The 22853-nt window shown below is 43.1% G+C and carries 16 protein-coding genes and 1 pseudogene; 15 read left to right on the top strand and 2 right to left on the bottom strand.

Features of this window, described 5'->3' with window-relative positions:
* The first annotated feature begins 17 nt into the window (after window positions 1-17).
* The 5 genes from SM121_RS01205 (at window position 18) to SM121_RS01185 (ending at window position 4947) form a co-directional block, all read left to right on the top strand.
* Window positions 18-629 carry a YesL family protein gene (locus SM121_RS01205; RefSeq protein ID WP_045758983.1) on the top strand — a complete coding sequence of 204 codons (612 nt, stop codon included), beginning with the start codon at window positions 18-20 and terminating at the stop codon, window positions 627-629.
* A 2-nt stretch (window positions 630-631) separates the two neighbouring features.
* On the top strand, window positions 632-2278 hold the full coding sequence (locus tag SM121_RS01200) for a sensor histidine kinase (RefSeq protein ID WP_320910993.1): 1647 nt from the start codon (window positions 632-634) through the stop codon (window positions 2276-2278).
* A 10-nt stretch (window positions 2279-2288) separates the two neighbouring features.
* Window positions 2289-3593, top strand: coding sequence for a response regulator transcription factor (locus SM121_RS01195; protein WP_320910992.1), 1305 nt, complete (start codon window positions 2289-2291; stop codon window positions 3591-3593).
* Window positions 3594-3790: 197 nt separating this feature from the next.
* Window positions 3791-4384 (top strand): TetR/AcrR family transcriptional regulator, encoded by a 594-nt coding sequence (locus SM121_RS01190; RefSeq protein WP_320910991.1) that lies wholly within the window; start codon window positions 3791-3793, stop codon window positions 4382-4384.
* Window positions 4384-4947 carry an NAD(P)H-dependent oxidoreductase gene (locus SM121_RS01185; protein WP_003004666.1) on the top strand — a complete coding sequence of 188 codons (564 nt, stop codon included), beginning with the start codon at window positions 4384-4386 and terminating at the stop codon, window positions 4945-4947. The genes SM121_RS01190 and SM121_RS01185 overlap by 1 nt, the downstream gene beginning before the upstream one ends.
* A gap of 198 nt (window positions 4948-5145) precedes the next feature.
* On the opposite strand, the gene SM121_RS01180 is transcribed toward SM121_RS01185, so the two are convergent.
* Entirely contained in the window at window positions 5146-6000 is an 855-nt protein-coding gene (locus SM121_RS01180; protein WP_320910990.1) for a methyltransferase domain-containing protein, read from the bottom strand.
* Between the two features lie 58 nt (window positions 6001-6058).
* Here SM121_RS01180 and SM121_RS01175 point away from each other — a divergent pair.
* The 5 genes and pseudogenes from SM121_RS01175 to SM121_RS01155 all read left to right on the top strand — a co-directional run.
* Window positions 6059-6145: pseudogene (locus SM121_RS01175) on the top strand (winged helix-turn-helix transcriptional regulator); the annotation flags it as partial.
* A gap of 124 nt (window positions 6146-6269) precedes the next feature.
* Window positions 6270-7136 (top strand): ABC transporter ATP-binding protein, encoded by an 867-nt coding sequence (locus tag SM121_RS01170; RefSeq protein ID WP_320910989.1) that lies wholly within the window; start codon window positions 6270-6272, stop codon window positions 7134-7136.
* Window positions 7136-7978, top strand: coding sequence for an ABC transporter permease (locus tag SM121_RS01165; RefSeq protein WP_320910988.1), 843 nt, complete (start codon window positions 7136-7138; stop codon window positions 7976-7978). The genes SM121_RS01170 and SM121_RS01165 overlap by 1 nt, the downstream gene beginning before the upstream one ends.
* An 18-nt stretch (window positions 7979-7996) precedes the next feature.
* Window positions 7997-8452: a LytTR family DNA-binding domain-containing protein gene (locus SM121_RS01160; RefSeq protein WP_155172865.1), complete on the top strand. Its 456-nt coding sequence runs from the start codon at window positions 7997-7999 to the stop codon at window positions 8450-8452.
* Window positions 8453-8461: 9 nt separating this feature from the next.
* Window positions 8462-8875 (top strand): DUF3021 domain-containing protein, encoded by a 414-nt coding sequence (locus SM121_RS01155; RefSeq protein ID WP_031572583.1) that lies wholly within the window; start codon window positions 8462-8464, stop codon window positions 8873-8875.
* 62 nt (window positions 8876-8937) lie between these two features.
* Here the strand turns inward: SM121_RS01155 and tyrS are convergent, their stop codons facing one another.
* Window positions 8938-10194, bottom strand: coding sequence for a tyrosine--tRNA ligase (gene tyrS, locus SM121_RS01150; protein WP_320910987.1), 1257 nt, complete (start codon window positions 10192-10194; stop codon window positions 8938-8940).
* A gap of 182 nt (window positions 10195-10376) precedes the next feature.
* On the opposite strand from tyrS, the gene pbp1b reads away from it, so the two are divergent.
* The 5 genes from pbp1b to SM121_RS01125 all read left to right on the top strand — a co-directional run bounded on the left by pbp1b (window position 10377) and on the right by SM121_RS01125 (window position 22848).
* Window positions 10377-12848 carry a penicillin-binding protein PBP1B gene (gene pbp1b / locus SM121_RS01145; RefSeq protein WP_320910986.1) on the top strand — a complete coding sequence of 824 codons (2472 nt, stop codon included), beginning with the start codon at window positions 10377-10379 and terminating at the stop codon, window positions 12846-12848.
* Between the two features lie 351 nt (window positions 12849-13199).
* A complete protein-coding gene (rpoB, locus tag SM121_RS01140) occupies window positions 13200-16769 on the top strand; it encodes a DNA-directed RNA polymerase subunit beta (RefSeq protein ID WP_003004415.1) in 3570 nt (1189 codons plus the stop codon).
* 159 nt (window positions 16770-16928) lie between these two features.
* Window positions 16929-20582, top strand: coding sequence for a DNA-directed RNA polymerase subunit beta' (gene rpoC / locus SM121_RS01135; protein ID WP_320910985.1), 3654 nt, complete (start codon window positions 16929-16931; stop codon window positions 20580-20582).
* 322 nt (window positions 20583-20904) lie between these two features.
* Window positions 20905-22059 (top strand): non-hydrolyzing UDP-N-acetylglucosamine 2-epimerase, encoded by a 1155-nt coding sequence (gene wecB / locus SM121_RS01130; RefSeq protein ID WP_320910984.1) that lies wholly within the window; start codon window positions 20905-20907, stop codon window positions 22057-22059.
* Window positions 22060-22848: a hypothetical protein gene (locus tag SM121_RS01125; protein ID WP_003004116.1), complete on the top strand. Its 789-nt coding sequence runs from the start codon at window positions 22060-22062 to the stop codon at window positions 22846-22848.
* Window positions 22849-22853 lie beyond the last annotated feature (5 nt).

The raw sequence follows: 22853 nt of genomic DNA, 5'->3' as shown, positions 1-22853 counted from the left end.
GGAAAAGAGGCTGAATGATGGGAAAAATCATCGAGTTCATTTTTACGAGAGTCTATGTTGCTATGCTGGTAACAGGGATTTTTTGGGTCTTGACGATCTGTGGGGGTGTTCTGCTAGGAGTAGGACCGGCTAGTGCCACTATCATGAGCCTCTATGCGGAAAATGGCATGACCTACAAGGACTATCATTGGTCACGCGCTTGGGAACTCTTCAAAGAAAATCTACGCCCGGCTAATCAAGTCTTTTATACCTTCTTTGCCATTGAAGGGGTTCTCCTATATGGCATGTACCTCATGGTCCAGATTCCTCACTTGAATTTCTTCCAAATTTTGGTTCTCTTGTTTAATCTGGTTTTCCTCTTGGTTGCGCCTCTAGCTTACGCCGTTTATTTGAAATTGCAAGTTCATTTTGATCTCTCTTATGCCAACAGTATCAAGCTCAGTTTGATCGGAATGTTGCTGGACATTCGTCCGGTTCTGAAGCTCATCCTTGGAACAGCGCTACTTGGGGTCATTAGCTACTATATGCCAGCCCTTCTCTTTTTCGTCTTGATCGGTGTATGGCATTTCTTTGTCAATGATATCTTTGACCCTGTTTATCAAAACATCCACGAAAAATTGGTATCCTAACGATGAAAAAAATCTGGTTAAGTACGCTTTTAAAATTCTACGCCTATGTCATGGTGGTCATTTTGACCATTATGGGCCTAGTTGTCGCGGGGATCTCTTGGAAAAACCAGCAAGCTGAAGCCGACCGGATCGCCCAACGGGTCTTGACCGAAGTGGTGACGGATCTCGAGACTTCTTATCAACGGGTCACACAAGAAGGACGTAGCCTCGTTGAAAACCCTGCAAAATTAGAAGGAGTTTATCGCTATTTTACCTTGTCACCATCGGAGTATGAGACTTGGCGATTGAATGCCCAATTCCCTTCTTATATCCAATTGTCCCTACATAAGAATATTGACAGTCTCTATTTGAGCAATAAAAACATCGAGGGTATCGATGTCACCTTGTCTGATTACAAGACGGTATTTGTCTCTACCCGGCAATCACAGGGAGGCAAGCAAGTCTCAGCGGACCATTACAAGGCTCCTGCGACAGCCATTCCGGTTCCTTTGACAGATCCGACTACGGGTGCTGGAGTTGGGATTGCTTATATGACGCTGAACCAAGAAATTTTGACGGCAGCGATTGATAATGCCAGAGGCGATCTTCCGGTCGCTGTACGGATCTTCACTCCCTTTGGGAAAGAGATGTACCATGAAGGGGATAAGGGACAATCAAAAGATGTTAAATGGCAAACCCGTAGCACGATCTATGGCTACAAGGTGGATGTAGCTGTTTCTGAAAGTTATCTGGTCAAAAAGGGTCTAGCTAACCTGACCACTTTTCTCTCCATTGCTTTCCTAATTTTCTTGATCCTTTACTTGTTATTAGGTCAGATTTTCAAAAATTACCGGCGTCAAGTCCTTGATTTGGTCGATACCATGAATCAGATCAGTCAAGGGGAGAGTGAACGACGGATTGATATCTCGACCAAGGACCAAGAACTTCTGGTTATTGGGAATATGATCAATACCATGTTAGACAATATGGATAAGAATATTCGGGATATCTACCAGCTACAGCTCAGCCAAAAAGATGCCAATATGCGGGCACTACAAGCCCAGATCAATCCCCACTTCATGTACAATACACTGGAATTTATCCGGATGTATGCCGTCATGCAAGAGCAGGATGAGTTGGGTGATATTATCTATGAGTTTAGTAGTCTCTTGCGCAATAATATCTCAGATGAGCGAGTGACGACAGTTGAAAATGAGCTCGAATTTTGTCGCAAATACAGCTACCTCTGCATGGTGCGTTATCCAAAATCGATTGCCTATGGCTTTAAGATCGATCCAGGCTTGGAAAAAATGAAGATTCCAAAATTCACCATCCAGCCTTTGGTCGAGAACTATTTTGCGCATGGAGTGGACCACAAACGCAAGGACAATGTGATTAGTGTCAAAGTCTTGCAAGGAGAAAGGCAAGTCATGATCCTGATCAGTGATAATGGGCGCGGGATGGAAGAAGAACAGCTAGAAAAAATTCAAGAGATACTAGCCAATCGCAATTCACGCTCAGAAATCGAAGAAAAGAGTGGGCGGCAGTCCATCGGAATTGTCAATGTCCATGAACGCATGCTACTCTATTTTGGAGATCGCTACCATATCCAAGTCTTCTCCCAACCTCACCATGGAGTGACCTATACGATAACTATTCAAGATGAATAAAGGAGACAGAATGTACAAAGTCTTATTAGTAGACGATGAGTATATGATTACAGAAGGGTTAAAAAAATTAATCCCCTTTGACCACTGGAATATGGAAGTGGTCGCAACTGCAGAAGATGCAGACCAGGCCCTTGATTATGTGCGAGAGCATCCGGTGGATGTAGTGATCACGGATGTCAATATGCCTGGAAAGACCGGACTTCAGATGATTGCAGAGATGAAGGATTTGATGCCAGATGCTGCTTTTATCATTATGTCAGGCTATCAGGATTTTGAATATGTCAAGACAGCTCTCAATTTGCGCGTGGCAGACTACCTGCTCAAACCTGTCAATAAGGTGGAGATGGGCAATATCCTAGAAAAAATTCAGCACCAAATCCAGCAACCAAGCCAAGAGTTGGCCAACCGCTTGATTCACGATGATATCTCTGAGGAAGAGTTTTGTCGGTATATCGCAGGACGAAATTCACTGTGGATTGGGGTTGCTAAGGAGAAAAAAGGTTTTATCAGCTCGTCTTACCAAGTTCTCGGGCAAAATCTTCAACTCTTTATCTCAGATCAAGAAGAAGAAGCCATGATTGAGAAGGCCTTTGAGCCCCCTTATAAGGAGCACTTTCATCAATTTAAGGACCTAGTGGAGCGGAGTCTCTTTTATGGAGCGACCCCTCTCAATCAAGATGAAGAGGTCTTCCATTACTACGAGCCGGCCTACCGGGTGATCATGCAAGGAAATATCCAACAGATCTTAGAAGAACTGGATTGGTTGGAAAAAATGATCCTTGAGAAGACACCTAAGGTTTCACTGACCAAGCAGCTCTTTATCCAATTTTTGATGGATGTCTTTCATTTGTTTGAATACCTGCAAGGAGATGATTTGGCTGATGTAGTCAAGAAAGTCCATGATGCTGCCACCTTTAGCGAGATGATTAGCTTCATCCAGGAAGAGTTGTCCCGTTTCTTATCCCACTATCGAATGAACGAAAATGTAGCGAGTGTCCTCCAAGTGATTAGCCGTGATTACCAAAAAGAGCTGTCACTCAAGGATATTAGTCAGGCTCTCTTTATCAATCCAGTCTATTTAGGCCAATTGATTAAACGAGAAACCAACGCAACGTTCGCAGAACTCCTCAACAAACAGCGGATTAAGGCTGCCCAGCAGCTCCTCTTATCGACCAATGACAGTATTGAAGATATCTGTTATAAAGTCGGTTACAGCAATGTGGGCTATTTCTACAAGGTTTTCCGTAAACTCTGTGGGAAATCACCTAAAACCTATCGCTTACAAGTCATGACAGAGCATGCAGAAGATGAGTAAAAGGCTGAGACGATTTGTCTCAGCCTTTTGATTGAAGACAACGTCTTCTTAGAAACTTTCCTTAGGTGAGTACATAACAGAAGGTCAGAGACTATGAAGCTAACTTTTGAGTATTTTTTTATTTGACAAATATAAGTAGACAGTGTATACTTTATAAAAAGTAGACGGCGTATACTTTGATAAGGAAAGGTGATCAAATGAAACGGAATACGGAAGAACTGAAAGAAAAGTTAATTTTGGTCGGCATTGAAGAAATCAGAACTAACGGGATTGACCGGATGTCTATGCGTACAATAGCTCAAAAATGTGGGGTGACTCATGGAGCTCCCTATAAGCATTTTGGAAGTAAAGATAGATATATTCAAGTGGTTATGGAACACTTATCAATGTTCTTTTTGAAAGATATGATACAAGGGATTGATACTTCCATAGATGCAAGAACTCAACTAACTCTGATGGGCTGTAACTTTGTAAGGTTTGCCCAAGAGGAAACCTATCTATTTGAAGCATTATTTATCAAATTTCCATATAACTATATGGAGTTATCCCATGAAACTATTTCAGTCAACTCCTCTTTACCAGGATTTGAACATTTTAAGTCGGTAGCGTTAAGACTTAAAGATGAGGAAAATCTTTCTAATAGTGACGCAGAAGTTTTGATCCATTTTTGGAGTTTTATTGCTGGTTTGGCTCTATTGGTAAGGAGTCCCGTTGGAGAAAGCTTTAAAGAAAATGATGTTCAAAAGACCGTCAGAACGATGCTTGATATTTATATAAAAGGAGATAGCTGATGAATGTTTTAATAATCTATTCACATCCGAATGAAACAAGTTATAATGCATCAATCCTTCAAACTGTGCAAAAGCATTTAGCACCAGAGCATGAGGTTAAAATAGTAGACTTATATAAAGAAAACTTTGATCCGGTTTTACGTTTTGATGAAAGGCATAAAAGGAGAGATTTACAGCATAATGAAGACATGAAACCGTATAGAGATTTATTGAGTTGGGCGGATCAGTTGATTTTTATTTTCCCTACTTGGTGGAGTGGAATGCCAGCTATTTTAAAAGGTTTTATTGATCGTGTTTTTGTTGCAGGTTTTGCTTATCAGAATGGACCTCGAGGTCCGGTGGGGCAACTAGATGGAAAAGCGTGGATCATTACGACGCATAATACGCCAAAAATTTTTCTTCCTTTTTCTCAAGACTACGCAAAGGTTCTAAAATCCCAAATCTTGAAACCCTGTGGTATTAAACCGGTTAAAGTGACACAAGTTACACGAGTGGAGTATATGAGTGATCGTCAACGGAAAGAAGAACTCGAAAAAATCGCACAAATAGCAAAAAGGATTTAAAATGAGCTTTACAAGTCATGACAGAGCATGCAGAAGATGAGTAAAAGGCTGAGACAAATCGTCTCAGCCTTTTTACTTTTCATTTTACGTTCTTTGTATCTTGATTGAAATGAACACGGACTGCGGATTGTGTCAAAAAGATGTATCCTCCTAGAATCTAATGATTCTGCGTCGAATACCCTATTTTGACTTTATCCGCTACGTCCTTTGTATCTTGATTTTCCCAACTAGCAGCTCCGCTTCAATGGTGATTTCTGTGAGTTGATTCCAGTCGATCTTTTCTTGATCTACGTTAAATAGAAGGGGGGTCATGGCGAGGAGCGCTTGGCGTTCTTCAGGAGTTAAACTCTTGGTGAGGCTGACCGTTTCGGATGAGAGGATCTGGCAGTGGTCTTCAAAGTGCACCAAAATTTCCTGGTTGGAGTAGGACTGCTTGGTCAATTGATCTTGGGCCAACTGACGAATTTCTTTTAGATGAGAAGAGGTTGGAACGACCTTAATGATGACCCCTTCAGCCTTTAAGACACGCTCAAATTCAGCGTAATTAGCCGGGGAGAAGATGTCCAAAATGACATCCATACTCTTGGATTGAATGGGTAGATGAGCCAAGTCTCCTACAAACCAATTGACCTTCCAGCTAGCGTCGCTCTTGGCAGCTAGTTGCACAGATTCCTTGGAAAGATCAAAGGCATAGAAAGTAGCTTCGGGATAAGCTTCTTGTAGCTTTCGGGAGTAATAGCCTTCTCCACAACCGATATCTAGAATCTTGGCATCACTGGTCGGAATTTTTTGTCCGATCGCTGTTAGAATCGGCTCATAAAAACCTGCTTCCAAGATTAGCTGACGATTCTGGAAATTTTCTTTGTCATAGTCCTTCGATTGCTTGATCTGAGGTGCCAGGTTGACATAGCCGAATTTCGCTAAATCAAAAGAATGGCCCCTGGGACATTTAAAACTGGTCTCCACAAGTTCTAGGTCCAGTTGACAGATGGGACAGGCAAAAGCAGTGGCTGTTTGAAATCGTTGTAATTTTGGTTTAATCGGTGTATTCATATTAGTAGTGTAACAAAAGAGCCTCTAGATAGCAACCGATGCTCTAATAGAGTACCGAACAGAATATGAGCTGACAGAAAAAGGCAAGTCACTGATGCCAATTTTAAAGGACTTGAATCAATGGGGAAAAGAATGGCTGCAATAAATTTTTTACTCATTTTAATCTCTCCGATCTCGCCACTCATCTCTTTATTTTAACCACTTATCCCCAAAAGCCGTTTTTTAAATGGCTTTTTTGCTAGACTGGTTCTATCAAAAGGAGAGAGAACATGATATTACAAGCTAAAAACATCAGTAAACGATATGGAAATCATTTAGCCGTAAACAATATTCACTTACAGTTTGAAAAGGGAACCTTTAATGCGATTCTAGGACCAAATGGGGCGGGGAAATCAACGACGATTTCCATGTTGATTGGTTTGAAACAAGCAACGCAAGGTGAAATCATCTATGAACCAGGTACTAAAATTGGTGTGGTCTTCCAGACTAGTGTCTTAGATGAGATGCTGACGGTTAGGGAAAATCTGACCATTCGTGCGAGACAGTACAAAGACCTAAAACCAAATCGTGTGTCTGATCTTATTGATCGGCTAGGCCTATCAGCTTTCCAAAAACAGAAATATGGGACGCTTTCAGGTGGCCAAAAGCGTCGGGTTGACATTGCGCGTGCCCTGCTCTCACAACCAGATATTCTTTTCTTAGACGAACCAACGACAGGTTTGGATATCCAAACTCGGAAGTCTATCTGGGATTTGCTCTATCAATTGCAGAGAGAAGAGGGAATGACTGTTGTATTGACCACGCATTATCTTGACGAAGCAGATGAAGCTGATCAAATTTATATTGTAGACCGTGGGGAAGTGATTGCTCAAGGATCAGCACTAGATATTAAGAGCCAGTATGCAAAAAACATCTTGAAGATTCGTTTCAAGGAGAGACAGCAGATAGAAAGTCTCAAATCTTCGGGAATGTCAGTAGAACAACAAGGACCATTAGAATATGTTTTTCAACCCGAGAGTGAAAGGGAAGCCATTGATTACCTGGCACAAGTTAGAGATAGAATAGCCCATTTTGAGTTTCGCCCAGGGACCATGGATGATGCCTTTATTGCACTTACAGGAAGGGAGGTTCGCTAATGCTAGCCTTACTAAAGCGAAATTTTTTATTGTACTTCAGAAATCGTTCAGGAGTTTTCTTCTCTCTGTTGGGAGCCTTGATTTCCTTTGTTCTTTATATTATTTTTCTTCAAAAAAATCTAACAGATGCTTGGGCTCAGCTCCCCAATAGTGGTCCTGTGTTAAATAATTGGTTAATGAGTGGGACGCTGGCTGTGACAGGGATTACGACAAGTCTGGCTGCCCTGACTCAGTTAGTAAAGGACCGTGAACATCAAGTAGATCAGGATCTTTATTTATCGGATCAGGGAAAGTGGCGGTTACCATTTTCGTATCTAACGAGCGCAATCATCATCTCTTTTTTCATGCAGGCCCTTATGTATGTGCTGATGTGTGGCTATTTTAGAGAAGTTCCAACCCTTTCTCTATTACCTGAGGTACTCCTCATCATGTTGCTTAGTAGCCTGCTTTCTAGTTTAGTGAATGCCATTTTTGTTTATTTTTTCCAATCCGTAGACAGTCTTGGGAAGTTTTCGACCATAGTGGGGACAGCTTCTGGTTTTTTGGTAGGGACTTATGTACCTTTAGGTGTTCTACCTGATTTTGCACAATTTCTAATGAAGTGCACGCCAGCAACTTATATTGCATCACTTTATCGGCAAGTACTCATGAAAGAAGCATTAAATGAAACATTTAAAGGTCAAGATAATCTTCTTCGAGAATTTCAAGAAAAAATGGGTGTTCAGCTCAAATGGCAAGCTTTATTGACAAAGGAACAAACATACCTTATAGTGTTAGGAGGTATTCTTCTAGCTTTGGGGATTTGGATTTCCTTGGCAAAAAGATCGAGTAAAAGAAAGTAAGTGAAAATTGGAGTAGGAATGAAGATTCGTTTTGAGGAAAAACAGGATATCCCAGAAAACAACCCCTGTGTGGTCATTCAAGCCAAGCAATTATCTGATCAAGCACGAGAGGTGATGGACTATCTCGAACAGTTTTCGACAGTGAATCAAGTAGTGATTCCTATCAAAACAGATGATCATTTGATCATGGTGAAAATTGATGACATTATTTTAGCCGAGATTGATAAGAATCAGCTAACCATTTATACGACAGACAAAACGTTTACCGTCAGAGATACTTTGACAAATTTTCAACATCGGATTAATCGTCGTAATTTTTTACAGATATCCCGCCACGCGGTGATGAATATCGACCATTTGGAATCGCTATCGGATAGTTTTTCAGGCAATATGATGGCTAAACTGACACGCGGCGTGAAATCAAGTGTCAGTCGGAAATATGTCAAATCCTTGATGGATTATTTAGGGGTATAGGAGAAAGTGATGAAACGAGTTATAGCTTATTTTGTATCTGGTATGAGGACAGGTTCCTTCTTTTATTTGTGTTTGGTGTTATTATCCCATGTCTATCCCAACATCGTCTATCCCGCTGTAAATGTCCGCAACATCCTAGCGATCTTTTTGATGAGTGGGACAATGGGGGTCTTGACATTCATTCTTGAGGAAGAAGAGTTTTTGACCTATAGTTTGCGTGTGATCTTGCATTTAGTTGTGACAGCTACCATCTTAGCATTGACCTACTTATTTTTTGGCTGGGGGGCAGCCTTACGGAGCCCGATTCCTTGGTTGATCTTTCTAGCTATTTACGGCCTGATCTGGCTTTATCAGATTTGGCAGCTCCATAAAAAAACTCAACGAATCAACCAAGCTTTGTTGCATCGCAGAAAAGGGAAATAGTCCCAGAAAAAAGTGTATAAGAAAACCACGAAGTTCATACCAAACTTCGTGGTTTTACTTTCTTAATATGTCAAAACAAAGTATTTTTTCTTACCGCGACGGATAACGGTCAATTCATTTTCTAATTTATCGCTATCGCTTAAGACATAGTCAAGGTCTTGGATGCGTTCGCCGTTGACGTAGATAGCTCCGTTCTGAACATCTTCGCGGGCTTGGCGTTTAGAATTTACCACCCCAGCTGTGACCAAGAGTTCAACAATGTTGAGGTTGTCTTCTGCTTGGACCTGGTAGTTTGGCACACCACGAAGGCCTTGTTTGAGTTCTTTGACAGAAAGGTTTTTGATGTTTCCTGCAAAGAGTTGTTCTGTGATGTTGAGGGCTTCCTTGTAGGCTTCTTCACCGTGGACAAGGGTGACCACTTCACGCGCCAAGATCTTTTGAGCCAAGCGTTCATGAGGAGCAGCTTCAAACTGTTTACGGATCTCTTCAATCTCATCAAGTGACAAGAATGTGAAGATCTTCAAGAAGCGCACAGCATCTGCATCCATCACATTCATCCAGAATTGGTACATTTCGTATGGAGATGTTTTGTCTGCATTGAGCCAAACCGCATTGCCTTCTGATTTACCAAATTTCTTACCAGTTGCATCTGTGATCAAAGGCACAGTCATAACATGACCGGTTTTATCTGCTTTACGACGCATCAACTCAGTACCGGCTGTCATGTTTCCCCATTGGTCAGATCCACCGATTTGAAGGGTTACATTGTGTTCTTGATTGAGGACGTAGAAGTCATAGCCTTGCATAATTTGGTAGGCAAACTCTGTGTAAGAAATCCCTGTCTCAATCCGTTTTTTAACAGATTCTTTACTCATCATAGCATTGACCGTAAAGTATTTTCCGACATCACGAAGGAAGTCAATAAAGCTAATGCTTCCGAACCAATCGTAGTTGTTGACCATTTCGGCTTTATTGTCACCATTTTCAAAATTGAGGAAACGAGACAATTGCCCTTGAATGGAGCGAACCCATTCTTGTACAGTTTCTTTTGTTTGGAGACTACGTTCAGCATCTTTGAAGGACGGATCACCAATGAGACCAGTCGCACCGCCAACGAGCGCATAAGGTTTGTGGCCTGCTAGTTGAAGACGACGACTCGTCAAGATGGCAACCAAGTGACCAAGATGAAGGCTGTCAGCAGTTGGATCATAACCAGTATAATAAGAAACCTGACCTTCTTCCAGTGCTTTGCGTAAGGCTTCTTCATCCGTCGTTTGAAATACCAAACCACGCTCTTTTAGCTCATCAAAAATGTGCATATGTCTTTTCTCCTTTATAAGATTATTCATTTCTCTATTCTACCATAAACCACGGAAATGGCAATGCTTTCCATCATTTTCTTGTCCTTACCCAAGAAGAATGAGCGACAATTTTTATGATATTGTAATTGAAAATAAAGTGCCTAATCTGCTATAATATAGGGAACAAGGAGAAAGAATCAGTGAATCAATTAAAAGAGAAGTTGCAAGAATTTTGGAAGAAGGTTCAAAAATTCTTTGAAAATATGTATACAGAAACTCCGAATAAGGAAAAAAATGAGGAAAGTAACTGGTCTGTCGGTGATGTTTTTGCGACCTTTTTGAGGACCCTCAAACTCTTGTGGGATGTGATGATCGCCCTGTTCGTGTGCCTCTTTTTATTTGGCGCAGGGATCGGGATTGGTTATGCAGCGAGCCTCTTTAGTAATGTCAAGGTTCCAAAGACAGAAGAATTGGTCCAGCAGGTTCGCAATGTCAGTAGTGTTTCAAAACTAACCTATTCCGATAAGAGCTTGATTGCAGAAGTAGACAGTGATCTGATCCGCACGCCGGTAGCTGGAGATGCCATTTCTGATAATGTCAAAAAGGCTGTGATCGCTACTGAGGATGAGAATTTTGAAAGCCACAAGGGGGTTGTGCCCAAGGCTGTTCTTCGGGCGACGCTTGGATCTGTAGCCGGTGTGGGTTCCTCTAGTGGGGGATCAACCCTGACCCAGCAGTTGATCAAACAGCAAGTCGTGGGAGATGCTCCAACCTTTACTCGTAAGGCGACAGAGATTGTCGATGCCTTGGCTTTAGAGCGGGGGATGGATAAAAATGAAATCCTAACTACCTACTTAAACGTCTCGCCTTTTGGACGAAACAATCGGGGACAAAATATTGCAGGTGTGGAAGCCGCAGCTCAGGGGATTTTTGGCGTCTCTGCGAAAGACTTGTCCGTTCCACAAGCGGCCTTTATCGCTGGCTTGCCACAAAGTCCGATTGTCTACTCCCCTTATGCTGCTGATGGTAGCCTAAAGAGCAAGGAAAACCTAGAGTTAGGTTTGGCGCGTGCTAAAGATGTCTTGTTCAACATGTACCGGACGGGAGTCTTGTCGGAAAAAGACTATGAAACCTATGCTAAGTACGACTTAACCAAAGACTTCATCGATCCAGATGGTATCGAGAAAACACCGCATGACTACCTCTACTTCCAAGCCATGGCAGAAGCTAAAGAGGCCATGTATGACTACTTGATCAAGCGAGACAATGTAACCAAGCAAGACCTAAAAAACAATGAAACCGTCAAGGCTTATCAAGAATTAGCTGAGAGTGAGTTGCGCGAAGGTGGCTACACCATCCAAACCACTATAAACAAACCGGTTCACAATGCGATGCAGGCCGCAGTAGCGAATTTTGGAAGCGTCTTGGATGATGGAACGGGACTTGTAGAAGTTGGGAATGTCCTTATGGACAACCGAACAGGTGCCGTTTTAGGCTTTATCGGCGGACGTAATTTTGATGGTAACCAAAACAACCATGCCTTTGATACAGAGCGTTCACCAGGATCTACTATTAAGCCACTGTTGGCTTATGGGATTGCGATCGACCAAGGCTTGATGGGAAGCAATAGCATCCTTTCTAACTACCCAACTAATTTCTCAAGTGGTGAGCCAATCATGCACGTGGATAGCCGAGGGACAGCGATGATGGATCTCCGTGAGGCCCTCAATACCTCGTGGAATATTCCAGCTTACTGGACTTACCGAACTCTTCGCGAAAAGGGTGTGGATGTTCCATCCTACATGAAGAAAATGGGGTATGATATTCCTGAATATGGCATTGAGAGTCTGCCGATGGGCGGAGGAATTGAGGTCACCGTTGCCCAACATACCAATGGTTTCCAAACCATTGCTAACAATGGGGACTACCTCAAACGCTACATGGTAGAGCAAATTATTGATCGAGATGGAGATGTGGTTTACAAGCACGAGGCAGATCCTGTTCGTGTCTACTCTCCAGCAACGGCAACGATTATGCAGGATCTCTTGCGAGGGGTTATTACGTCTGGTGCTACAACGACCTTTAAGTCACGGATTAGCCAAATCAATCCAACACTGGCGGGTGCTGACTGGATTGGAAAAACCGGTACGACCAACTCAAATGGGGATATGTGGTTGATGTTATCCACACCAAGTGTTTCTTTAGGAGGTTGGATCGGCCATGACAACAATGCTTCCATGCAGACCTTGACCGGCTACAACAACAATGCTCAATACATGGCGCAGTTGGCGAATGCTATCTACCAAGCAGATCCAAGTCTCTTTGGGATTCAGGATAAATTCACTCTCGATAAGAGTGTGATCCGTTCTGAAGTGCTCAAAGCGACTGGTGAAAGACCAGGTCGCGTCAATGTCAATGGCCGGGATATCGATGTGAGCGGTCAAATGGTGACGAGCCTTTGGGCTAAAAACGGAGCTCCAACTACTCAATATCGTTTTGCAATCGGAGGATCGGATAGCGATTATCAAAGTGCTTGGGCGGCGATGCTGGGCAATACCAGTGGGAATCAGTCGAATAATAAGAACAATTCAACAACAAATAGTTCATCAAACAATAGCTCAAATCGAAACAGCTCAAATCGAAACAGCTCAAATCGTGACAATCGGCGCTAGTCTTATCTCGTAGAAAACCTAGTGAAAGTCTTGATTTTTGAAGGAAAAAACGGTATAATAGTGACAACTAATTTGTCGTGTGCTTTATTTGAAATATTGTCCAAATAAGAGCTTACAGCAGTTAAATCTTACTTGAATAAGTCGATTTAGCTGCTCTTTTTGTGCCTATTTTTTAAGAAACTTGTAGTTTGTTACACAAATTTAATTTTTCTAAAAATTGCAAAAAGCGACGAATGAGATGAAGAGACAACTCTTCACGTGATGCAAATCACACAATTGTAGTTAAAACCGGATAGGTGGTAGGAGTGATGCTACCAAGCTATCCTAGTATGGAAAAAGGAGCTAAAAACTTTGGCAGGACATGACGTTCAATACGGGAAACATCGGACCCGTCGTAGTTTTTCAAGAATCAAAGAGGTTCTTGATTTACCAAACTTGATTGAAATCCAGACAGATTCATTCAAAGATTTCTTGAATCATGGCTTGAAGGAAGTCTTTGAAGATGTGCTTCCGATCTCAAACTTCACGGATACAATGGAATTGGAATTTGTGGGTTATGAAATCCGCGAACCCAAGTATTCGCTTGAAGAAGCGCGCATCCACGATGCCAGCTACTCAGCACCAATCTTTGTGACCTTCCGTTTGGTTAACAAAGAAACAGGTGAAATCAAGACCCAAGAAGTTTTCTTTGGTGATTTCCCAATCATGACTGAAATGGGAACCTTCATCATCAATGGTGGAGAACGGATTATCGTTTCTCAGTTGGTCCGTTCACCAGGTGTCTACTTCAATGATAAGGTGGACAAGAATGGTAAGGTTGGTTATGGATCAACTGTTATCCCTAACCGTGGGGCTTGGTTAGAACTTGAAACCGACTCAAAAGACATTGCCTACACCCGCATCGACCGCACACGTAAAATTCCATTTACAACGCTTGTGCGTGCTCTTGGATTTTCAGGAGATGATGAAATCATTGATATCTTTGGGGACAGCGAATTGGTTCGCAATACCATCGAAAAAGATATCCACAAAAACCCAATGGACTCACGGACAGATGAAGCCCTCAAAGAAATCTACGAGCGTCTTCGTCCAGGTGAACCAAAAACAGCGGAAAGCTCACGTAGCTTGTTGGTAGCCCGTTTCTTTGATCCACGTCGTTATGATTTGGCACCAGTTGGTCGCTACAAGATCAACAAGAAACTCAATATCAAGAACCGCTTGTTGAATCAAACAATCGCAGAACCATTGGTGGATGCTGAAACAGGGGAAATTCTTGTAGAAGCTGGCACAGTGATGACGCGCGATGTGATTGACAGCATCTCAGAACAATTGGATAACGGTTTGAACAAAATCACCTACATTCCAAATGATGCTGCTGTTTTGACAGAGCCAGTAGAATTGCAAAAATTCAAAGTTGTCGCTCCGACAGATCCAGACCGCGTTGTCACCATCATCGGAAATGCTAACCCATCTGACAAAGTGCGCATCATCACACCTGCTGATATCTTGGCAGAGATGAGCTATTTCTTGAACCTTGCAGAAGGTCTTGGCCGTGTAGATGATATCGACCACCTTGGAAACCGTCGGATTCGTGCTGTTGGTGAATTGCTTGCCAACCAAGTGCGTCTTGGACTTTCACGGATGGAGCGAAACGTTCGCGAACGGATGTCTGTACAAGATAATGATGCCTTGACACCACAACAAATCATCAACATTCGTCCAGTAACTGCAGCGATTAAAGAATTCTTTGGATCTTCCCAATTGTCACAGTTCATGGACCAACACAACCCACTTTCTGAGTTGTCACACAAACGTCGTTTGTCTGCCTTAGGGCCTGGTGGTTTGACACGTGACCGTGCCGGATATGAAGTGCGCGACGTGCACTATACCCACTATGGTCGTATGTGTCCAATCGAAACACCTGAAGGACCAAACATCGGTTTGATCAACAACTTGTCTTCATATGGACATTTGAACAAATATGGCTTCATTCAAACACCATACCGTAAGGTAGACCGTGCAACTGGTAAAGTAACTAACGAAATCGTTTGGTTGACAGCTGATGAAGAAGATGAATACACAGTTGCGCAAGCTAACTCAAAATTAAACGCCGATGGAACTTTCGCAGAAAAAGTTGTCATGGGACGCCACCAAGGGGTTAACCAAGAATATCCAGCATCAAGTGTTGATTATATGGATGTTTCTCCAAAACAGGTAGTTGCCGTTGCGACTGCATGTATTCCTTTCTTGGAAAATGATGACTCAAACCGTGCCCTCATGGGTGCCAACATGCAACGTCAGGCTGTGCCATTGATTGATCCCAAAGCCCCTTATGTGGGTACTGGTATGGAATACCAAGCAGCACATGACTCTGGAGCGGCTGTTATCGCTCAATACGATGGTAAAGTTACTTATGCAGATGCGGACAAGGTAGAAGTTCGTCGGGAAGATGGATCTCTTGATGTTTACCATATCCAAAAATTCCGTCGTTCAAACTCAGGTACGGCCTATAACCAACGTACTCTTGTAAAAGTTGGCGATGTCGTTGAAAAAGGTGATTTTATCGCTGATGGCCCTTCTATGGAAAAAGGTGAAATGGCGCTTGGACAAAACCCAATCGTTGCCTACATGACATGGGAAGGGTACAACTTCGAGGATGCCGTTATCATGAGCGAACGCTTGGTGAAAGACGATGTCTACACATCTGTTCATTTGGAAGAATTCGAATCAGAAACACGCGATACCAAGTTAGGCCCTGAAGAAATTACTCGTGAAATTCCAAACGTTGGGGAAGATGCTCTTCGTGACTTGGATGAAACAGGTATTATCCGTATTGGTGCGGAAGTAAAAGAAGGCGATATCCTTGTCGGTAAGGTCACACCGAAGGGTGAAAAAGACCTTTCTGCTGAAGAACGTCTCCTTCACGCGATCTTTGGAGATAAATCTCGTGAAGTGCGTGATACATCACTCCGTGTACCTCACGGTGGAGATGGGGTCGTTCGCGACGTTAAGATCTTTACCCGTGCAAACGGAGATGAATTGCAATCGGGTGTCAACATGTTGGTTCGTGTTTACATCGCACAAAAACGCAAGATCCGCGTCGGAGATAAGATGGCTGGTCGTCACGGAAACAAAGGGGTTGTGTCTCGTATTGTTCCAGTTGAAGATATGCCTTACCTTCCAGATGGTACACCGGTTGATATCATGTTGAACCCTCTTGGGGTGCCATCTCGTATGAATATCGGTCAGGTTATGGAACTTCACCTTGGTATGGCAGCTCGTAACTTGGGTATTCACATCGCAACACCAGTCTTTGATGGAGCAAGCTCAGAAGATCTCTGGGATACTGTGAAAGAAGCTGGTATGGATAGCGATGCCAAGACCATCCTTTACGATGGACGTACAGGTGAGCCGTTTGACAACCGTGTTTCTGTCGGTGTCATGTACATGATCAAGCTTCACCACATGGTTGATGATAAACTCCATGCCCGTTCAGTCGGACCATACTCAATGGTTACCCAACAACCACTCGGAGGGAAAGCTCAGTTTGGTGGACAACGTTTCGGGGAAATGGAAGTGTGGGCCCTTGAGGCTTATGGTGCATCAAATGTCCTTCAAGAAATCTTGACCTACAAGTCAGATGATGTCAACGGACGTTTGAAAGCTTATGAAGCGATTACCAAAGGTAAACCAATTCCAAAACCAGGTGTACCAGAATCCTTCCGCGTTCTTGTCAAAGAATTGCAATCACTTGGTCTTGACATGCGTGTCTTGGACGAAGATGATCAAGAAGTGGAACTTCGTGACCTTGATGAAGGGGAAGACGATGATGTGATTCATGTGGATGACCTTGAAAAAGCACGTGAAAAAGCAGCCAAGGAAGCAAAAGCAGCCTTTGATGCTGAAGAATCAGAAAAATAATCAGTAAAAATGATTGTCCTGTGAGAAACGAATGCTTCTGACAGGATGATTCGATAACAAGATACAGACACAAGGAGGTGGAAAGAAAGTTTCTTTTCTTCCCCCACCTAAGCTGTATCCAAATGAAACAAGTATGAAAACAAGGAAAGGTAAGAAATAGTGGTTGATGTAAATCGTTTTAAAAGTATGCAAATCACCCTAGCTTCTCCAAGCAAGGTCCGTTCATGGTCTTATGGAGAGGTCAAGAAACCTGAAACAATCAACTACCGTACATTGAAACCAGAACGTGAAGGTCTCTTTGATGAAGTCATCTTTGGACCTACAAAAGACTGGGAATGTGCGTGTGGGAAATACAAACGGATCCGTTACAAAGGGATCGTTTGTGACCGCTGTGGGGTTGAAGTAACACGTGCCAAGGTTCGTCGTGAACGTATGGGACACATCGAGTTGAAAGCGCCTGTATCACACATCTGGTACTTCAAAGGCATCCCTTCTCGTATGGGATTGACCTTGGATATGAGCCCTCGTGCCCTTGAAGAAGTTATTTACTTCGCAGCTTACGTGGTGATCGATCCAAAAGATACACCACTTGAGCACAAATCCATCATGACAGAACGTGAATACCGTGAACGCTTGCGTGAATACGGACCAGGTTCCTTTGTGGCTAAGATGGGTGCAGAAGCGATCCAAGACCTCTTGAAACAAGTGGATTTGGAAGCTGAAATTGCTCTCTTGAAAGAAGAATTGAAGACTGCAACTGGTCAAAAACGTGTGAAGGCTGTTCGTCGTTTGGATGTCTTGGATGCCTTCTACAAATCTGGTAACAAGCCAGAATGGATGGTTCTCAACATCCTTCCGGTTATTCCACCAGATCTTCGTCCGATGGTCCAATTGGATGGTGGCCGTTTTGCTGCCTCTGACTTGAACGACCTCTATCGTCGTGTGATTAACCGGAACAACCGTTTGGCACGTTTGCTTGAGTTGAATGCCCCTGGTATCATCGTGCAAAACGAAAAACGGATGCTCCAAGAAGCCGTTGATGCTTTGATCGATAACGGTCGTCGTGGTCGTCCAATCACAGGACCAGGTAGCCGTCCATTGAAATCATTGAGCCACATGCTCAAAGGGAAACAAGGACGTTTCCGTCAAAACTTGCTCGGTAAACGGGTTGACTTCTCAGGACGTTCCGTTATCGCCGTTGGTCCAACTCTTAAGATGTACCAATGTGGTGTGCCACGTGAAATGGCGATCGAGCTCTTCAAACCATTCGTCATGCGTGAAATCGTTGCGCGTGATATCGTGCAAAACGTCAAAGCTGCAAAACGCTTGGTCGAACGTGGAGATGAACGCATCTGGGATATCCTAGAAGAAGTGATCAAAGAACACCCAGTTCTTTTGAACCGCGCACCGACCCTTCACCGTTTAGGGATCCAAGCCTTTGAACCTGTCTTGATTGACGGGAAAGCCCTTCGCTTGCACCCACTTGTCTGTGAAGCCTATAATGCCGACTTTGACGGTGACCAAATGGCCATCCACGTACCGCTTTCAGAAGAAGCTCAAGCAGAAGCTCGCATCTTGATGTTGGCTGCTGAGCACATCTTGAATCCAAAAGACGGGAAGCCGGTCGTTACCCCATCTCAGGATATGGTATTGGGGAACTACTACCTCACTATGGAAGAAGCTGGTCGTGAAGGCGAAGGCATGGTCTTTAAAGACCGTGATGAAGCGGTGATGGCTCTTCGCAATGGCTATGTTCACTTGCATACACGTGTCGGAATTGCGACAGATAGCTTGAACAAACCATGGACAGAAGCGCAACAACACAAGATTCTCTTGACAACTGTTGGTAAGATCCTCTTTAACGATATCATGCCTGCAGAACTTCCATACCTTCAAGAGCCAAATAATGCCAACTTGACTGAAGGCGTTCCAGCTAAGTACTTCTTGGAGACTGGTCAAGATGTCAAAGCAGCGATTGAGAAATTGGAATTAAACGTTCCATTCAAGAAGAAAAATCTTGGAAATATCATCGCAGAAATCTTCAAACGCTTCCGTACAACTGAAACGTCTGCTTTCTTGGACCGTTTGAAAGACTTGGGTTACCATCATTCAACCCTTGCTGGTTTGACAGTGGGGATTGCCGATATTCCGGTCGTTGAAGACAAGGCAGAAATCATTGAAGAATCTCACAAACGTGTGGAACAAATCACCAAACAATTCCGTCGTGGTTTGATCACAGATGACGAACGCTACAATGCCGTTACAGCTGAATGGCGTGCAGCCCGTGAAAAATTGGAAAAACGCTTGGTGGATAACCAAGATCCGAAGAACCCAATCGTTATGATGATGGACTCTGGAGCCCGTGGTAACATTTCAAACTTCTCGCAACTTGCCGGTATGCGTGGTTTGATGGCCGCTCCAAACGGACGGATCATGGAATTGCCAATCCTGTCAAACTTCCGCGAAGGTTTGTCAGTACTCGAAATGTTCTTCTCAACTCACGGTGCCCGTAAAGGGATGACCGATACGGCCTTGAAGACAGCCGACTCAGGTTACTTGACTCGTCGTTTGGTTGACGTGGCCCAAGACGTGATTATTCGTGAAGACGACTGTGGAACAGACCGTGGACTTGTGATCCGTGCCATTACTGATGGTAAGGAAATGATCGAGCCACTCGAAGAACGTTTGACTGGTCGTTATACCAAGAAATCTGTTAAACATCCTGAAACAGGTGAAGTCATCGTTGGTCCAGATACCTTGATTTCAGAAGACCTAGCACGTGAAATTGTCAATGCTGGTGTGGAAGAAGTCACTATCCGCTCTGTCTTTACATGTAACACTCGCCATGGTGTCTGCCGTCACTGTTATGGTATCAACTTGGCGACGGGTGATGCGGTTGAAGTAGGTGAAGCAGTCGGAACTATCGCTGCCCAATCTATCGGGGAACCTGGTACACAGTTGACCATGCGTACCTTCCACACGGGTGGGGTTGCCTCAAATACCGATATCACTCAAGGTCTTCCTCGTGTCCAAGAAATCTTTGAAGCCCGCAATCCAAAAGGGGAAGCGGTCATCACTGAGGTCAAAGGGGAAGTCACAGCGATCGAAGAAGATGCTTCTACACGGACCAAGAAAGTCTTTGTTAGCGGAGCAACTGGTGAGGGTGAATATGTTGTCCCTTACACTGCCCGCATGAAAGTCGAAGTGGGAGATCAAGTCTCTCGTGGTGCGGCTCTTACAGAAGGGTCTATCCAACCAAAACGTCTCCTTGCCGTTCGTGATGTCTTGTCTGTTGAAACTTACCTTCTTGCGGAAGTACAAAAAGTATACCGTAGCCAAGGGGTAGAAATCGGCGACAAACACATCGAGGTAATGGTGCGTCAAATGATCCGTAAAGTACGTGTCATGGATCCAGGAGATACAGACCTTCTCATGGGTACTCTGATGGACATTACAGACTTTACAGATGCCAATAAGGATGTCCTTATTTCTGGTGGAGTTCCTGCGACTGCTCGTCCAGTCCTTATGGGAATTACCAAAGCCTCACTTGAAACCAACAGTTTCTTGTCTGCGGCTTCCTTCCAGGAAACAACTCGTGTTCTTACAGACGCAGCGATCCGTGGTAAGAAAGACCATCTCCTTGGACTTAAGGAAAATGTTATCATTGGTAAGATTATTCCTGCAGGTACAGGTATGGCTCGTTACCGTAACTTGGAACCACAAGCGATTAATGAAGTTGAAATTATCGAAGAAGTGCCATTAACAGATGGAACAGTTGATGAAGTTCAAACAGCTGAAGTCGTAGAAGAATAAGAAAATTAGTCGGAACTACAAGTTCCGGCTTTTTTTTGAAAAAATTATAAAAATTTATTATTTGAAAAATAATTGTATAATTATTGAATTATTTTTTTACCAAAAATATTAGCCCGTAAAAAGCAATGTCTTATTTGCTTACAATTAGTGATAAAATGGATATGTATTCTAAACTTCAAAATAATAAAATGACTAACTATTAGTAATTTCTTTATAAAACCCAAAATCGGTTTGACAATTCAAGTCATTGGCAGTAGAATGAAAAAAGATGTACACAAATTAAAAAAATGTCGAATTACATGCATGTCGACGGGGGAAGTTTATGGGAAAATTGAAAATTATGGTTGTGTTTGGGACGCGACCGGAGGCCATTAAAATGGCCCCTTTGGTGTTGGAGTTGCAAAAACAAAAGGAGGTTATTGAGACCATCACAGTGGTCACTGCCCAGCACCGTCAAATGCTGGACCAGGTTTTAGAAACCTTTAACATCGTACCTGATTACGATTTGGATATTATGGGGAAAAGCCAGACCTTATTAGACATTACCTCTAAAATTCTGAATCAATTAGATCCAGTTATCAAAAAAGAAAAGCCGGATATGGTGCTCGTCCATGGAGATACGACAACCACCTTTGCGGCGAGTCTGGTTGCCTTTTACAACCAAGTCCGCATTGGTCACGTCGAAGCTGGTTTGAGAACCTTTGATAAATATTCTCCATATCCAGAAGAGATGAATCGTCAAATGACGGATGATTTAGCGGATCTGTATTTTGCGCCGACGGGTGAAAGTAAGGCCAATCTCTTAAAAGAAAATCATCCGGAATCCTCTATTGTGGTGACAGGAAATACTGCCATTGATGCGCTGAAACTCACGGTTCAAGAGGACTATCACCACGAAGTGTTGGATCAATTGGATCCAGCTAAAAAAGTCATCCTGGTCACCATGCATCGAAGAGAAAATCAAGGCCAACCCATGCGAGCGGTCTTTGGGGCTCTGAGAGAAATGGTGGATCAAGAACCGACTATTGAAGTGGTTTACCCAGTGCATCTTAGTCCAGCGGTCCAAGAGGCGGCAAACGATCTATTAGGAGATCATGATCGGATCCACCTCATCGCACCTTTAGATGTGCTTGACTTCCACAACTTAGCTTCTAGAAGTTACTTTATCATGTCGGATTCAGGTGGGGTGCAAGAGGAGGCACCATCATTAGGAAAACCGGTATTGGTATTGCGCGATACAACGGAACGCCCAGAAGGGGTCAAAGCAGGGACCTTGAAATTAGTTGGAACGGATCCTGCCGTCGTTAAAATGACGATGACAGAGCTCTTAACCAACGAAAGCCTGTATCTTCAAATGGCAAATGCCCGAAATCCTTATGGGGATGGAAAAGCTTCTGAGCGAATCGTACAAGCCATTAAACATTCCTTTGGCCAGGGGGAGGCTGCCGAAGAATTTCATGAGGGAGAGAAAGAATAAATGAAAAAAACGGAAAAGTTAAGTAGATGGTTGCTGATTTTGATTGTTTTTGAAGTACTTCTTTTACTTTACTGCTTGTTTTTTGCAAGAGAGATTCTGATTGAAGAAGGATTATTCTTTGTTTTAGGATTATTTTCTGCCATTGTTTTATCGGATTTATTGTTGACATGGACCATCCTGTTGTCATTTGCCCTAGGGATTGTCTTTTTGGTGGCGGGTGTTGTCTATATCCCGTTCCATCAAGCCTTACTCTTACTTTTTAGTTTTCCGATCTTGATTGGAATCTTGATTCAAATTCGTTATCACCTCTTTAAAGAGATTGCAAAAGTAAAGGATCAAGAGCCAGAAGCTTACGCAGATTACCGCAATCGCATCGCTTCTTACAGCGGACAAACCAATGATACGATTCAAGCCTTACTCATTCACTGGTCGCACGAGGAATTGTTCTTCCAATTGCAACCGAGGGAATACAATCGGACCTTGAACCAAATCAACTATTTGTTAACGCATCATCTGAAACCAAATGAAAGCTTGTATTATGTATCAGACGGTAATTTTTTGATCTTATCTTCTAATAGTGAGCAGGATCTGCAGAGCAATTATATGACGGTCTTAAAACCGCAGTTGGAAGGACTGGTTTTCCAAGGAGAAGATGGAATTCAGGGCATCCAATTTCAGTCAGGATTTCTTGTAGTGGATCAATCCAATCGAACTAAATACTATCGCTATAAAGAAGTGATTCGTTACTTAAAACGTCAACTTGAAACAGATATTATTGTGGAATATTAGGAGGA

Source organism: Streptococcus sp. S1, from assembly GCF_034137685.1.
GTDB classification, from domain to species: Bacteria; Bacillota; Bacilli; order Lactobacillales; family Streptococcaceae; genus Streptococcus; species Streptococcus dentalis.
Note: the sequence above shows the minus strand (reverse complement) of the source record. Positions and strands in the feature narration are given on the sequence as shown.

Excerpts from the sequence above, each read along its gene's own strand:
- SM121_RS01125 (WP_003004116.1), top strand. The coding sequence starts at position 22,060 with ATGAAAAAAACGGAAAAGTTAAGTAGATGGTTGCTGATTTTGATTGTT.
- SM121_RS01155 (WP_031572583.1), top strand. The coding sequence starts at position 8,462 with ATGAAACGAGTTATAGCTTATTTTGTATCTGGTATGAGGACAGGTTCC.
- SM121_RS01185 (WP_003004666.1), top strand. The coding sequence starts at position 4,384 with ATGAATGTTTTAATAATCTATTCACATCCGAATGAAACAAGTTATAAT.
- tyrS (WP_320910987.1), bottom strand. The coding sequence starts at position 10,194 with ATGCACATTTTTGATGAGCTAAAAGAGCGTGGTTTGGTATTTCAAACG.
- SM121_RS01190 (WP_320910991.1), top strand. The coding sequence starts at position 3,791 with ATGAAACGGAATACGGAAGAACTGAAAGAAAAGTTAATTTTGGTCGGC.
- SM121_RS01170 (WP_320910989.1), top strand. The coding sequence starts at position 6,270 with ATGATATTACAAGCTAAAAACATCAGTAAACGATATGGAAATCATTTA.
- SM121_RS01160 (WP_155172865.1), top strand. The coding sequence starts at position 7,997 with ATGAAGATTCGTTTTGAGGAAAAACAGGATATCCCAGAAAACAACCCC.
- wecB (WP_320910984.1), top strand. The coding sequence starts at position 20,905 with ATGGGAAAATTGAAAATTATGGTTGTGTTTGGGACGCGACCGGAGGCC.
- SM121_RS01195 (WP_320910992.1), top strand. The coding sequence starts at position 2,289 with ATGTACAAAGTCTTATTAGTAGACGATGAGTATATGATTACAGAAGGG.
- SM121_RS01205 (WP_045758983.1), top strand. The coding sequence starts at position 18 with ATGGGAAAAATCATCGAGTTCATTTTTACGAGAGTCTATGTTGCTATG.
- SM121_RS01165 (WP_320910988.1), top strand. The coding sequence starts at position 7,136 with ATGCTAGCCTTACTAAAGCGAAATTTTTTATTGTACTTCAGAAATCGT.
- SM121_RS01180 (WP_320910990.1), bottom strand. The coding sequence starts at position 6,000 with ATGAATACACCGATTAAACCAAAATTACAACGATTTCAAACAGCCACT.
- SM121_RS01200 (WP_320910993.1), top strand. The coding sequence starts at position 632 with ATGAAAAAAATCTGGTTAAGTACGCTTTTAAAATTCTACGCCTATGTC.